14 protein-coding genes are annotated in these 14,430 nt (G+C 62.2%); 12 read left to right on the plus strand and 2 right to left on the minus strand.

Features of this window, described 5'->3' with window-relative positions; translation table 11 throughout:
• Complete coding sequence (locus AX703_RS20520; RefSeq protein WP_062346874.1) at window positions 1-1,218, minus strand: Tm-1-like ATP-binding domain-containing protein; 1,218 nt, start codon at window positions 1,216-1,218, stop codon at window positions 1-3.
• A 115-nt stretch (window positions 1,219-1,333) separates the two neighbouring features.
• On the opposite strand from AX703_RS20520, the gene AX703_RS20525 reads away from it, so the two are divergent.
• From AX703_RS20525 to AX703_RS20580, 12 genes are all read left to right on the plus strand, one after another.
• Window positions 1,334-2,134, plus strand: a complete 801-nt coding sequence (locus tag AX703_RS20525) for an IclR family transcriptional regulator C-terminal domain-containing protein (RefSeq protein ID WP_039332120.1) — start codon at window positions 1,334-1,336, stop codon at window positions 2,132-2,134.
• 85 nt (window positions 2,135-2,219) lie between these two features.
• On the plus strand, window positions 2,220-3,233 hold the full coding sequence (locus tag AX703_RS20530; RefSeq protein ID WP_039332122.1) for an NAD(P)-dependent alcohol dehydrogenase: 1,014 nt from the start codon (window positions 2,220-2,222) through the stop codon (window positions 3,231-3,233).
• 54 nt (window positions 3,234-3,287) lie between these two features.
• Window positions 3,288-3,833: a VOC family protein gene (locus AX703_RS20535; protein ID WP_062346772.1), complete on the plus strand. Its 546-nt coding sequence runs from the start codon at window positions 3,288-3,290 to the stop codon at window positions 3,831-3,833.
• 34 nt (window positions 3,834-3,867) lie between these two features.
• The gene (locus AX703_RS20540; protein WP_062346774.1) at window positions 3,868-5,109 is read left to right on the plus strand and encodes an MFS transporter; all 1,242 of its coding nucleotides are present in this window, start codon (window positions 3,868-3,870) and stop codon (window positions 5,107-5,109) included.
• A 17-nt stretch (window positions 5,110-5,126) separates the two neighbouring features.
• Complete coding sequence (locus AX703_RS20545) at window positions 5,127-6,068, plus strand: helix-turn-helix domain-containing protein (protein WP_062346776.1); 942 nt, start codon at window positions 5,127-5,129, stop codon at window positions 6,066-6,068.
• A 150-nt stretch (window positions 6,069-6,218) separates the two neighbouring features.
• Window positions 6,219-8,723: a TonB-dependent receptor gene (locus AX703_RS20550; protein ID WP_062346778.1), complete on the plus strand. Its 2,505-nt coding sequence runs from the start codon at window positions 6,219-6,221 to the stop codon at window positions 8,721-8,723.
• Window positions 8,724-8,797: 74 nt separating this feature from the next.
• Window positions 8,798-9,331: a 2,4'-dihydroxyacetophenone dioxygenase family protein gene (locus AX703_RS20555; RefSeq protein WP_039332130.1), complete on the plus strand. Its 534-nt coding sequence runs from the start codon at window positions 8,798-8,800 to the stop codon at window positions 9,329-9,331.
• 13 nt (window positions 9,332-9,344) lie between these two features.
• Window positions 9,345-9,890 (plus strand): 2,4'-dihydroxyacetophenone dioxygenase family protein, encoded by a 546-nt coding sequence (locus AX703_RS20560; RefSeq protein WP_062346780.1) that lies wholly within the window; start codon window positions 9,345-9,347, stop codon window positions 9,888-9,890.
• A gap of 7 nt (window positions 9,891-9,897) precedes the next feature.
• Window positions 9,898-10,431, plus strand: a complete 534-nt coding sequence (locus tag AX703_RS20565) for a 2,4'-dihydroxyacetophenone dioxygenase family protein (RefSeq protein WP_062346783.1) — start codon at window positions 9,898-9,900, stop codon at window positions 10,429-10,431.
• Between the two features lie 10 nt (window positions 10,432-10,441).
• Window positions 10,442-11,518: an aromatic ring-hydroxylating dioxygenase subunit alpha gene (locus tag AX703_RS20570; protein ID WP_062346784.1), complete on the plus strand. Its 1,077-nt coding sequence runs from the start codon at window positions 10,442-10,444 to the stop codon at window positions 11,516-11,518.
• Between the two features lie 26 nt (window positions 11,519-11,544).
• A complete protein-coding gene (locus AX703_RS20575) occupies window positions 11,545-12,384 on the plus strand; it encodes an SDR family NAD(P)-dependent oxidoreductase (RefSeq protein ID WP_039332135.1) in 840 nt (279 codons plus the stop codon).
• Between the two features lie 10 nt (window positions 12,385-12,394).
• Entirely contained in the window at window positions 12,395-13,402 is a 1,008-nt protein-coding gene (locus AX703_RS20580) for a zinc-binding dehydrogenase (RefSeq protein ID WP_062346786.1), read from the plus strand.
• A 70-nt stretch (window positions 13,403-13,472) separates the two neighbouring features.
• Here the strand turns inward: AX703_RS20580 and AX703_RS20585 are convergent, their stop codons facing one another.
• On the minus strand, window positions 13,473-14,396 hold the full coding sequence (locus tag AX703_RS20585) for an intradiol ring-cleavage dioxygenase (RefSeq protein ID WP_062346788.1): 924 nt from the start codon (window positions 14,394-14,396) through the stop codon (window positions 13,473-13,475).
• Window positions 14,397-14,430 lie beyond the last annotated feature (34 nt).

Consider the following 14,430-nt stretch of genomic DNA (forward strand, 5'->3'; position numbering starts at 1 on the left):
TCAGTTCTTTGCGGCCAGCAATTCACGGGCAGCGGCGATCACCGCACTCGAGAATGCTTCGTCGTTGAAGTGGGAATCGATCGCGGTGACAGACACATGATCGGGCATCACCTGCGCGAGGTACTCGGCGAACGGGCCTGGCACGCTGAGGTCCTGCAGATGTCCGGCTGCGCTATCGTGGCTGGAAAAGCCCCTGAGCGGGGTGAAAACCCGAACCGGCCCCTTGGCTTCGCGCACGTTTGCGGCAAGGTGGTCGGCCAGCTTCTTGAGATCATCCACCTTGGTTCGCACCGCTGTCAGCTGCGGGTTGTGCTGATGGTAGCGGCGGCCGGGGAACTGCACTTCTGCTGCATCGATCGGTCCGCCGATGATGAAATCGGCATTACCCGGTGCCAGGATCGTCGGTATGCCCTTGCGCAGCGCTGCGCGACCGCGATCGGGGCCGGAATCTGCCAGCCCGCCGAAGAGATGGTCGAGGATCTCGGTCTGCGAAAGATCCAGCACCAGCGCCACGTCCTTGTCGGTAGCCAGACCATCAAGGGTCGGCCCGCCCGCGCCAGAGGAGTGGAATACCATGACTTCGCAGCCATCGCTTTCCAGAGCCTGTCGGATGCGCTTCACGCTGACTTCGGTGGTGCCGAGAGTGGTAATCAAGACCAGCGGCTTTTCCGGGCCCTTGTCGCGATCATAGCCTTTGGCCATCCCTGCAACGGCGTTGGCGGCATTGCGGAAGACGTCGCGGCTGATGGTGTTGATGCCCGATATGTCGGTCACCGCGTTCATCATCGCGATGTCCTTCACGCCCATGTATGGCTTGGTGAATCCCGAGGCCATGGTCGAGACGATCAGCTTGGGCAAGCCATAGGGAAAGCTCTGCATCAGTGCCCCGGCAAGCGCCGAGCCCATCGAGCCGCCGACGGCAAGAATGCCCGAGACGGGCGATTTGGCGTCCCATGCGTGGGCTGCTGCGATTGCACCGCCAATCATCGCATCCTGGCACTTGCCTTCGTGGCCAAGTGCCCGGACCTCCTCGATCGTCATGCCGGCGGCCTCCGCAACCATCTCGGGCGAGATTTCCGCACCGCCGACAGTGCGGCGGACGCTGGGATCTAGGTGGACCACGTCAACGCCTGCCGCCTCCAGGGCTGCTCGGGTGAATCGGGCTTCCTCTTCCTTGGTATCCTGCGTGCAGATGAACAGGACGCTTGGCTTCGTCATCGTCAGGTTTTCCTCTCCGTCCCCTATTGCTGCGACAGCGCGGTTGACTTTGCACGGGGGTTTCGTGATTTTGCGTTGCATAAGGTGAAACGCAGAATTTGCCGGAGCAGGATGGATGCTGGAACGCAGGGTCAAGACCGTGCGCGCGCTCGAGCGTGGACTGGACGTGTTGATTGAGGTGCAGACGCGCAAGGCGGCAAGCCTGCACGAACTTCACCAGGCGACGGGGTTGCCCAAAGCGACCTTGCTGCGAATGCTTGTCACCCTTGGGCAAAAAGGGCTGGTTTGGCAGCGTCTGGCAGATGGTGCCTACCTTCCGCATGTCGATCGGATCGAACGCGCGTCTTTCACCTCAGCTGCGCATATTGCCGAAGTCGCTTCTCCACACCTGAAGGCGCTTTCGACAAGGGTGGCTTGGCCGTCCGTGCTGGCCGCCCCGCGGCTTGATCACATGGAGATCCTCGAGACCAACAGCCCGCTTTTCCGGCTGGATTCTGCTATTCTCGGTCCAGTGGGCGTCAAGCTATCCTACATCCATACCGCGACTGGGAGAGCATACTTGGCGGCATGCGGAGATGCCGAGCGCGACTCGATCATCGATCGCCTTCGCCCCGCCAATCCACCTGACGGCAGCGAGGCTGAGCTTCGGCAGATGCTGCAGCAGGTAAAGCAGCGGGGATATGCAACCCGCGATCCGCTGCTGCCCTGGCCAGATCGGTCGAAGCAACTCGTCTTGCGAGACGGGCGACGGTCGATGGCTGTACCGATCATGGTGGGTGGATCGCCAATAGCAACCATCAACGTGACCTGGCCGGGCAGGCGGGGAGCGGACGAAGCAGTTGTCCAGAGACATCTGGAAGCTTTGAAGGCAACTGCGCGAGCAATCGCGGCGGCGCTCGAAGCCAACCCAAACTAGGTTTCACTCCGTGAAATCGGTTTGTCCAACTGATTAATTTGTGACGCTGGATCGGTGATGATCGTCTCATAGGGAGAAAATGCCGATGCGCCAGTGGGTGATAGCCGCAGGCTCTACGTCGCTGAATGATCTGCGGCTGGACGAGACCGACATTCCGCAGCCCGGTCCGGGCGAAGTGCTGGTGCGCGTTCGTGCGTGCTCGCTGAACTACCGCGACCAGATCATTCCGCTCGGCTTCTACATGGGCGGTGTCGTACAGCAGGATACCGTACCGCTTTCCGACGGCGCCGGCGAGATTGCCGCGGTGGGCGAGGGCGTTGCCTCGCTCAAGGTGGGTGACCGCGTGGCCGGTATATTCTTCCAGGACTGGATGGACGGCCCGCCCAACCCCGGCATGGGCGCAGCCCTTGGCGCACCGCCTGCGCCGGGCATGCTGCAGGATTATGTTGTCCTGCCCGAGCATGGCGTTGTCCCGCTGGCTGAAACCTTGGACTTCACGCAGGCGGCCTGTCTGCCCTGCGCCGGTGTCACAGCGTGGAACGCCCTCATGGAGGGACCGCGCCCGGTAAAGGCGGGGGACACCGTCCTGGTTCTTGGCACCGGGGGCGTCTCTCTCCTGGCGCTGCAGATTGCCAAGGCGGCAGGTGCCACCGTCATCGCCACTTCGTCCTCGGACGAGAAGCTCGAGCGGGTGAAAGCGCTGGGTGTCGATCATGTGATCAATTACCGCACCACGCCCGAGTGGGGTGCCGAAGCAGCACGGCTCGCTGGTGGCGGCGTTGACAAGGTCGTCGAGGTGGGAGGCGCAGGTACGCTCAAGCAATCCATCGCCGCGGTCGGCTTCGCGGGCGAAATCGCCCTGATCGGCGTGCTGACGCGCGAGGGCGACACCAACCCGCACGGCCTGATGTTCAAGGGGGCCTCGATCCGCGGCATTTTCGTCGGTTCCAAAGGCATGGCCGAGCGCCTGAATGCCTTCATTGACCAGCATGGGATCGAGCCCGTGGTCGACAAGGTATTCCCCATCGAGAAGGCCCGCGACGCTTACGCTTACCAGTCATCGGCAGGCTTGTTCGGCAAGGTCGCAATCACGCTTTAGCAGCATTTGGTACGCTTCCGTCCGCCAGAGGCGGGGCGTGCGGAGAGGACAGAAATGGCAAGGATGCTCGGCTTCGGCCAGCCGTTCGGCGGCGTCATGCAGACCGCGTTCGTGGTCGAGGATGTCCGCGCGTCGATCGCGCACTTCCAGAAGGATTGCGCCGCCGGGCCGTTCTTCCTGCTCGACCATTTTCTCGGTCCCGACCAGTTTTATCGGGGCGCGCCATCGAACGCAGATGTCACGATCGCGATGGGCTTCATCGGTCACATGCAGGTCGAACTGATACAGCCTCTCGACGGCAACCCGTCCGTTTACCGCGAAACCATCGAGAAGAGCGGCTACGGCTTCCACCACTTCGGCATCGCCTGCGAGGACGTAGAGGCTGAACTGCCCGGCTATCTCGCACGGGGCTACAAGCTTGCGTTCAAGGCTGCTGTGCCGACAGGCGGCAGCGTCGCCTATCTGGAAGGCGGGAATGCTGCGGCACCGGGCTTTCTTGAACTGATCCCGGCCACGCCCGGGATGGACGCGCATTTCACGGCAATGTGGCAGGCTTCGCAAGGGTGGGATGGCGCCGACCCGGTCCGTCCATTCATCTGAACCATAACAACGATAGCAGGGACGGGAGATCGGGATGAAGGGCACACAGGCAAGAGGCAGCGGCTATCAGGTGTGGGTTACCGCGCTCCTCAGCCTCAATTTCGGCATCCTGTTCTTTGACCGGAACGCGCTCAACTTCCTGATGCCGTTCGTCCAGCCGGACCTGCAATTGAGCAACACGCAAGTCGGCATGTTCAGCTCGGCCCTGTCGCTCACTTGGGCGCTGTCGGGCCTGTTGGTCGGGCGCATCTCGGACAAGCTGGGGTCGCGCAAGCCCGTGGTTGTAGTGGCGACGGTGGCATTCTGCTTGTGCTCCTTCATCTCTGGCGCCGCCTCTTCGTTTCTGATGCTGCTTGGCGCGCGCCTCTTGATGGGGGCTGCCGAGGGTGGTGTCATGCCGGTCAGCCATTCTATCATTGTTGCCGAGGTCGCCCCTGAGCGCCGCGGCCTTGCCATGGGGGTTGCGCAGAACCTGGGTTCCAATCTGCTCGGTTCGGGACTTGCGCCCTTGCTGTTGGTGCCCGTCGCTGTTGCCGTTGGTTGGAGAACCGGCTTCTACCTGGCTGCGCTCCCCGGACTCGTGACGGCGGCCCTGATCTGGTTCACGCTGCGCGAGCCGCCGGTGGAGGCGCATGACGACACCGCACCCAAAGTCACGCTGCGTGAGGCATTTGGCCATCGCAACGTGATCCTTTGTGCCCTGATCTCGATCCTGCTGGTTTCCTATCTGGTTGTGTGTTGGGCCTTCATGCCGCTGTTCCTGACCAAGGTGCGCGGGTTTGATCCGGACACAATGAGCTGGCTGATGGCAACGCTCGGGATTTCCGCGGGTCTGGGCAGCTTCGCTGTACCGGCGATCTCCGACGTCATTGGCCGCCGCCCGGTGATGATCTTTTTCTCTTTCCTTGGTGTGATCCTGCCCTTGGGTGGCCTTTATTACGAAGGGTCTGCGTGGGTCCTCGCAGCGATCTTCTTCTTCGGCTGGGGCCTCAACGGGCTTTTCCCGATGTTCATGGCCACGATCCCGTCGGAATCGGTCGACCCGCGGTTGACCGCAACGCTCACAGGCGTCGTCATGGGGACAGGCGAGGTGCTCGGCGGGGTTCTGTCCCCGTTCCTCGCCGGAACCTTGGCTGACGCTTACGGTCTTGCTGCCCCGCTGTGGCTGATGCTCGGCTGCACCGTGCTGGCGGGCTTCCTGACACTTGGACTTATCGAATCCGCACCGCGCATCGTTGCGCGGCGCTCCGGCAATGCGATCCCCTCGATCGCCTGACACGACGGAGAAGAACCATGGGTGCGCTTCTCAAATTTCACACTGCTGACGTGGCTCCCCCTGATCGGGCACGATATTGGAACGAGATTGCCGATCGGGCCTTTACGGGCACATTCGTCAACGTGCCGGGAGAAGACTTCGCGGGGAAGATGCTGTCCTGGCGCGTCGGCGAGCTCGACATGATCCGTACGGATTCATCCCACTCGGCAGTAGGGCGCAATCCTCTGCCACAGAATGACGAGCGCCTGATCCTCCACCTTCAATGCCGCGGCAACAGCGAGCATATGCAGGGGCGCAGCGAATGCACACTCCAGCCGGGTGACTTCGTTCTGGCCAGTCCGCACCATCCTTATGCGATCCGCCTCACGGGCCACGAACTGCTTGTGGTCGAGTTTCCGCGAGCGCCTCTGGCCGAGCGTTTTCCGGGCATCGATGATGCGCTGATGCAACGCATGTGCGGCGCGACGCCTGGCGGGCGCGTGTTCCACGATTTCCTGCTTTCGTTGTGGCAGCAGGGCGAGCGCGCCTCAGAGGATCCGGAATGGGAAATCGGTGTCAACGCCGTATTCTATGATCTCGCCGCAATGGCCGTACGCGGGGCGCAGCGTCCTTCAACCGACGCAGGCGAGGCCGACATGCGCCGCCGGGTGCTGGCCATGGTTGCAGCCAACCTCGAGGACCCGGCCCTGCGCACTACGTCCATAGCCGATGCCTGCAGCATATCGGTTCGTACGGTGCAGAACATCTTCGCGGCGATGGGTACTACGCCCACGGCCTACATCCTTGATCAGCGCCTGCGCCGCGCGGCTGACAGGCTGGTGGCCAGACCCGATTCCAGCATAACCGAGATCGCATTCGAGCTGGGCTTCAATGACAGTGCCTACTTCACCCGCTGCTTCCGGCAGCAGTTCGGCGCTGCCCCGCGCGACTGGCGAATGGGCAGAAAGTCACCAGCATGACGTAAGGGAATGCCGCGCAGCAGGACTTTTGCGCGGCAGTCCTGATCAGCTTGCGCGTGAGTGCAAGCGACAAGTTCCGCCAGTGCCTATCAAGCTGGCGAAATTCCGGGGCAGCGGCCCCTTTCGGACATAAACAGGGAGAGGAAAACCATGAGAATAGCATCGGTTTCCATTGCAGCCATGGCGACGGTCCTTGCGGCGCCAGCGTTTGCACAGGATCAGGCTCAGGCCGAAGACAGCGGCGGCGGCATCGCCCAGATTGTCGTGACTGCACAGAAGCGCGCGGAGAACGTCCAGGACGTGCCGATCGCGATTTCCGCATTCAGCGCAGATGCTCTGCAGGAACGTGCCGTCGGCAGCGTTGCGGGTCTTTCGAACATTTCGCCCAACGTCACGCTGGACGCCGGTACGCCGTTCTCGGGTTCGTCGGCGGTTCTCTCGGCCTATATCCGTGGCATCGGCGCGAACGACTTCGCGTTCAACATCGATCCGGGCGTAGGTGTCTATCTCGACGGCGTCTATCTCGCCCGTTCGGTCGGTGCGAACCAGGATCTTCCCGACGTGGAGCGCATCGAAGTGCTCAAGGGCCCGCAGGGCACGCTGTTCGGTCGTAACACCATCGGCGGCGCAATCTCTATCGTCACGCACGATCCGGGCGACGAGTTCCGTTTCAAGGGTGATATCACGACTGGCCGTTTCGGCCTCGTACAGACCCGTGGCACAGCGGACCTGCCGCTGACTGACGGTCTTGCAGCGTCGGTCAGCTTTGCAACCAAGAACCGCGACGGTTACGTCAAGCGCGTTGCGTTCCCCGGCGCGAACAACTTCGCATCTACGCCGATCACCAACTATAAGGCCGCTGGCTACAACAATATCGGCTACGGCAGCGAAGGCGGCGACAACAGCTGGAACCTGCGCGGCAAGCTGCGCTACGACAACAAGTCGAACCTGCGGGTCACCGTTTCGGGTGACTACAGCAACATCGACCAGTCCCAGCTCGCCAATACGCTGATCAAGACGACCCCGGCCGTGTTCGCAGGCACCTACAACTGCGCCATTCAGGGCGTTGTCGTTGGCGATTGCGGTGGTGGTCCGCCCTCGTTTGCGTACATTGGTGGCATCGGCGGCCTGAACAGCATTTTTGACAATCCGACCGTCTTCGGCGTCAACGCCGATGCCAATCCGGCCAACAATCGCCTGCCTTACGACGACCGTTTCGTGTCCAAGGACATCGACGTGTCGTATGCGAACGGCAACAACTACTCGAAGCTGAAGACCTACGGCGGTTCGGGCACCATCGAGTTCGATCTTTCGGACACGATGATGGTCAAGTCGATCACGGCCTATCGCGAACTGCACTGGAACGCCGGCATGGACCTCGACGGTTCGCCGCTGAACTTCCTGCACACCAGCTTCACCATGAACCAGTGGCAGTTCAGCCAGGAACTGCAGCTCAATGGTTCGGCGATGGACAAGAAGCTGAATTACGTTCTGGGCGCATACTTCTTCAAGGAAGCGGGCGACCTTCACGACTACGTGACGTTCGCCGAAGGTCTGCTGCAGGTTGACGGTCCGAACGATCTTTCGACCAAGAATTATGCCTTCTTCGGCCAGATCGACTACCGTCCCACCGAACAGTTCGGCATCACCATCGGCGGTCGCTACACCAAGGAAAACAAGACCTTCGAGGGCTTCCAATCGGATGCCAACGGCCTGACCTACAAGATCCTGAATCAGATCGGCGTGCCGCAGTGCGCCTCGATCAATCCGATCTCCGATGCATGCCGTATCGCTGCCGGTTTCCCCAATCAAGGTCAGCCACTGCGCTACTACGTCGCCGGAACGCAGCGTAAGTCGTTCAGCGATTTCTCGCCCAAGATCGGCCTTCAGTATCACCCGACCGAAGACGCCATGCTCTACGCCAGCTGGTCGAAGGGCTACAAGACCGGTGGCTGGACGACACGCCTCTCCAACCCGCTGCCAACCGCGCCTGACTTCAACGAGGAGAAGGCAACGACTTGGGAAGTGGGCGTGAAGTCGATGCTTCTGGATCGTCGCCTGCAGATCAACGCAGCTGCGTTCCTCACCGACTACAAGGGCATCCAGCTGAACTTCCAGCAGGGCGTTTCGCCGACCATTCAGAACGCCGGCGATGCGCGCATCAAGGGCTTTGAAGTCGAGGTCGTCGCAGCTCCGACGGATGGCTTCCTGATCAATGCCTCGGTCGGTTACACGGACTCGTACTATACTGCGGTTCTTGCAGGAGCGCAGGTTGCTGCAAATCCGTTCCAGGCTGGCGTGTTCCCGGGTGCCGATCTGCCCAAGACGCCGAAGTGGAAGTTCAACGTCAGCCCGCGCTACGAACTTTCGATGGGCGGGGATTCCAAGCTTGTCGTGCTGGCTGACTGGACACACACCACGTCGCTTTGGAATGATACCGAGCGCGCCTACCTGCTCCAGCGTGGGCCGACTGACATCATCAACGGCAACATCACCTACAAGTCGGGCAACCACTGGGACCTGACTGTGGGCATGACCAACATCACCGACGAGCGTTATCTGGTCACCGGCCAGGCCCAGATTGCCGGTGGTCAGTTCTACGGCACCTACAGCCGCCCGCGTGAGTGGTTCGCGCGTCTCGGCGTGGAGTTCTGATAAACTGAACGAGTGCGCGGGCGGGGTCGTATCCCCTTCGGCTTCGCCCGCGTCCATCAATACGGAGAGAGACAATGCCTGAAGCGGCGCACACAGAGTTCTGGAAGGACATCAAGCCGGTCGACAAGGTCTTCCGTGAAGGCGGTCTGCCCGAAGTCTACATGCCCAAGATCGCCGAGGGCGACGAGCGCTACTGGGTGCCAATCTCCGAAACGGTATTTTCGAAGCCCGTCTGGATCAGCCCGGCAAAGAACATGTGGGCGGACGTCCTGATGAGCAAGCAGGCGGGTCTGGTGAACCGCCACTATCACCCGCATCCGATCTGGGCCTACACGATCAGCGGCAAGTGGGCCTACCTCGAGCACAGCTGGACCGCCACTGCCGGTGACTTCGTTTACGAAACCCCGGGCGAGAGCCATACGCTGGTCTGCTACGAGCATGAGGACCCGATGAAGGTCTTCTTCGTCGTCTCCGGCCCGCTCATGTGGCTCGATGAAGAGGGCAACACTGTCGGCCACTACGACGTGTTCGACTACATGAAGGCAGCGCGCGAACACTATGACGCCGTCGGAATCGGCGCCGACTATGTCGACACGCTGATCCGTTGAGAGGAGCTGCACAATGAGCACCGCCACCGTGATGACCGCGCCGCCCTCGCACAAGGCCGAGATCGTCGACGTTCCTTTCGCGCACAAGGACCTGGTCAAACGCCTCAGCCCCGGCGGTCGCTACATTGACGCGCAGACCGACGTCGACAGTCCATGGGTGCCGTTCGGTGAAAACGCCGCGATCAAGCACCTCGCGTTTGACGTGCGCCAGAACCTGTTCTCGAACATCCTGTGGGTGAAGGGGCCGGGCGTCATCGGCACGCACTTCCATCGCGGCACCATCACCATGGTCTGCCTCGAAGGCAGCGTCCGCTATCTCGAGTACGATTGGGTTGCCACACCTGGTGGCCTGATCCTTGAGACGCCCGGCGAGAGCCATACGCTCGTCACCGACCACCCGGAAGGCTGCAAGCTGTTCGGCTGGATGCAGGGCCCTATCGAATTCTACGACGAGAACGCCGTTCTGGTCGACACCACCGACGTCTGGTGGTTCATCAACCACTACGAGACGTACTGCCGCGAGAACGGCATCGCCATCAACCCCAAGCTCTATCTCTGAGGCTGCCATGGGTACCATGACCGCACCCCCATCGGGTGCCTACAAGATCGTCAACGTTCCCGAACTCTACGGTGATCTGATCCGCGCCAAGGGTGTTGAAGGCACCTATGTCGGCTCGTCGGAAGTCGAGAGCCCGTGGGTTCCCTTCGGTGACAACGCCGCCATCCGTCACCTTGCATTCGACGTCCGCGAGAACGTCTACGTCAACGTGCTGTGGATCAAGGGACCGGGCGTCATCGGCACGCACAAGCACCGCGGCAAGGTCTGGGCGATCGGCCTCGAAGGCACGTTCCGCTATCTCGAATATGACTGGGTTTGCCACCCCGGCGATTTTATTACCGAAACGCCCGGAACCGCACACACCCTCGTCACTGACGACCCGAACGGTATGAAGGCGCTGTTCCACATGCAGGGTGCGAACGAGTTCTTCGACGAGCAGGGCAATCACGTCGAAACGCTCGATGTGTGGTGGTTCATGAACCACTACGAAAGCTACTGCCGCGAGCACAACATCGCGATCAACCCCGCCCTCTATCTCTGACGCTGCGATCGTGAGCGAGGAGAGGGCACCGGTTCCACGGCTCGGGCAGGAGCCACGGGGGACATACCTGCGCAACACCTGGTACGTGGCAGGCTGGGCGAGCGATCTCGGTACACAGTCGCAGCAGCGCACGTTCCTTGAAGAGCCGGTAGCCCTGTTCCGCGACGCAGCAGGCGTGGCGCAGGCCATTACCGGCCGCTGCCCCCATCGCTTCGCGCCGCTCGGTCATGGTACGGTGGTGGATGGCGCGCTGATGTGCCCGTATCACGGTCTGCGCTTCAGCGGCGCCGGTGTGTGCGTCCACAACCCGCACCCGGGCGGCCAGCTGCCCGATGCGAACCTTCAGGTCTACCCCCTTGTCGAACGCCATGCCCTGCTCTGGATCTGGATGGGCGACGCGGCCAAGGCCGACGCCTCACTGATCCCGGACTTCTCCTGGCTCTCGGACCCGAAGTGGGAAGCCGTCCGCGGCGTAACCGTCGCCGAAGGGCATTACGAGCTCTACAGCGACAACATCCTCGATCTCAGCCACGCCAATTTCGTCCACCCCGCGCTGGTCGCCAGTGCTTTCACGGAGGGGGAGCGCAAATTCTGGCAGGATGGCAGCAGCGTCTTCGCCGAATACATCCGCCTGAACGATCGCCTCTCGGTCGGCATTGCCGCGGTCATGGGGACCGAGGGGCGCCGGCAGGACTTCTACGGCCTCGTGCAATGGCACGCACCCGCAGTGCTCTACTTCGACTTCCGCGCCGGCGATCCTGGTACCCCGCGTGAGGAGTGCACGCTGCTGCCCTCGCTGCATGCCTTCACGCCAGAAACCCCCGACACCACTCACTATTTCTGGGCAACGGCCCGCGACTACAAGCTGGGCGATGCCGAGTTCACGGCGGCCATGCGCGGCGCGCTCGAATTCGCGTTCGAGCAGGAGGACATGCCGATCATCCGTGACAGCCACCGCCTGATGCGCGGGGCAGACTTCTGGGATCTGCGCCCGCTCATTCTCGGTGGAGACGGCGGCGGCGTGCGTGCCCGCCGTATGCTGCAGCGCCTGATCGACCGCGAGCGCGAGGCCAGTGCCGCTGCCTGAACGAAACTAAGAACAAGAGGATGCAAATGGGAACGCTCGACAAGTTCGACATCAAGGGGCGCTCGGCGCTTGTAACCGGCGGCGCATCGGGGATCGGCCTCGCCTATGCCGAGGCCATGGCGGAGGCGGGCGCTGCAGTGACGCTGACCGACATCGATGCCGATGGCGCTGCCCGGGAAGCGGCAAGGTTGCGGAGCGAGGGGTATGAAGTCCGCTCCGATCAACTGGACGTTTCCAACTGGGAGAACGTCGTCGCCGCCTTCGACGCGCACGATAGCGCTTATGGTGGGCTCGACATCTGTTTCGCCAACGCCGGCATCGACACCGGCGCCGGCTTCTGGAACCCGGCAGGCCACCGCAACGATGATGGCCAGGTCGATACTTACGATCACAACCGCTGGGACCGTTCGATCCAGGTCAACCTCAACGGCGTGTTCTATACCGTGAGCAACGCCGTGCGGATCATGAAGAAGGGGGGGCGTGCCAGCGGTCGTAGCGGGGGCTCGATCATCACCACCGCGTCCAACGCCGGGCTCGTCACCGAACCGATTGTCGGCTTGCCCTACATGCCCGCCAAGGCTGGCGTTCTTCACATGGTGCGCGCGCTCGGCCTCGAACTCGCCGAGTTCAAGATCCGCATCAATGCCATTGCTCCGGGCCCGTTCGTCACCAACATCGGCGGCGGTTGGCTCAAGAAAGACCCGGTCGCTCGGGCCGCATGGGACGCCATCGTCCCGCTCGGTTCGGTTGCAGAGACAGACCAACTCAAGCCGCTTGCGCTGCTGCTCGCCTCGGATGCTTCGGACTACATGACCGGCAGCCACGTGGTGATCGACGGTGGCATGATGCTCGGCAAGTACAAGTAAGGACCCCGTTATGCGCGCCGCCGTGATGCAGGGGCTGCACAAGCCCTTGGCCGTCGAGACCATCGCCGACCCGACGCCGGGGGAGGGCGATGTCGTGGTAAAGGTCGGCCGCTGCGGCATCTGCGGTTCGGATCTGCACATGACCGAGGACCCGGCCTATGGGCAGGGTGCCGGTTCGGTGCTCGGCCATGAATTCGCTGGCGAGGTCGTCGCTCTCGGCAAGGGCGTCGAAGGTTTGCGCAACGGCGATCTGGTCTCGGTAATACCGCTGCAAAGCTGCGGCCACTGCCATGCCTGCCAGACTGGCGAAGTCCAGTGGTGCGAGCGCTTCGGCTTGCAGGGCGGGGGGTACGCCGAATACGCCCTGACCCGTCCGAACCAGTGCGTGCGCCTGCCATCCAGCGCCAGCCTCGCCGATGGCGCGATCGTCGAACCGCTGGCCGTTGCACTCCACGGCGTCGTGCTCAGCCGAATGAAGATCGGTGACAAGGTGCTGGTCCTGGGGGCGGGGCCCATTGGTCTTGCTGTGGCTTTCTGGGCGCGGAGGTTCGGGGCGGGGCGCGTAGTCGTGCAGGACCTTGCCGACTGGCAGCGCGATCGTGCGCTGCTGATGGGTGCCCATGATTTCGTGGTAGAGCCCGCCGATCCCGTTGGCAGCGCCGACCGCGCGCTCGGCGGCAAGGCCGATGTCGTGTTCGAATGCGTCGGGGTTCCGGGTCTTATCGCCCAGGCTGTGGATCAGGTGCGCAACGATGGCACGATCACACTGCTAGGCCTCTGCACCCGTCCTGACAGCATCAACAGCTTCGCCATGCTGTCAAAGCAGGTGAAGCTGGTGACCTCTGCCTTCTTCACCCGGCAGGAGTACGAGGTTGCGCTTGACGCGCTTGACCGTGGCGCCGTCGAACCACGTCTGCTGGTGACCGACACCATTACGCTCGATGCAACGCCCGACGTGTTCGAGAGCCTGCGCAAGCGCACACATCAGTGCAAGGTGCTGATAGATCCCGGGCAATGATGTGTGAGACTTGCCGAGGCTGAGCCTTTTCAGGGCCGAGCTGAAGGCTAGGCTCGGTATCGCAGGACCGTCAGGTTGCGATGCCGATGGTCGTCGTGCCCGTGTACCCCGTAGTTGTCGAGCCGGTCACCGTGGGTGTCATTACTGCGAGCTGCGCGTCGGTGTTGTTGCCGAAGACGTTGTCGCTGGAAAGCGTAACGTTTGCAAAGTTCGTCTTGCTGCTTGGATACGCCGAAAGTGCATAGACTTCGTTGCAGGCTGCCGCAGGCAGTGCGAGCTGCGAAATCAGTCGGGCGTAATTCGCGTTGGTCGCGTTGGCGAGGCTTGAGAACACCTCGAAGTGGATGTGCGGGTAGCGGCCGGAATAGCACCCCGGGAAGATCGTGGTGAATGTAACCTGCCCGTTGGTATCGGTTACCTGCACGCCCCGCAGGTAGCTTTCATTCGGCAGGGTATAGAGCGAATAATACCCATCTGCCGTGCAGTGCCAGATATATACGGCGTAACCGGCAAGTGGGGCACAACCGTTGTTCACGTCGACCACGGTCAGCGTAAGCGTCAGTTGAACGCCGACGGCGGTGGCTGTCGAACTGCCGAGGAAGCTGGACCTGATGTCGCTTCGGACGATTCCGCTGGCTGTAAGAGCGTTCGAGGTAAGGCCAGAGGTGGTGTTCGTACCGTCTGCCGGGTAGGGACCGTTGGTCTCGGTCGCGGGGACGGTGCAGGTGCCAGCAGTCGCAGTAGCTGTCGCAGTTGCAGTCGCCGAAGCTGTCGCCGTTGCCGTTGCGGTGCTGGTTGTTACTGTCGTTGTGCTTGATGCTGCCCCATCGCTGCCGCCGCAGCCAAACAGCAATGCGCTGCCGCCGGCCGAGCCGAAGAGGGCAAGGGCGCGACGCCGTCCCACTCGCAGGCGTTCGATCTGGGCTAGATCGGCAGCAAGACCCTCGGACTGATGGTCGTGCGAGGTGTCTTCGGTGATGTCGCCATGCTGCATTGGATGTCTGTCCCTTTGTCCCGCTGATATCATC

Source organism: Novosphingobium sp. CCH12-A3, assembly GCF_001556015.1.
In the GTDB taxonomy this organism is placed as follows: Bacteria; Pseudomonadota; Alphaproteobacteria; order Sphingomonadales; family Sphingomonadaceae; genus Novosphingobium; species Novosphingobium subterraneum.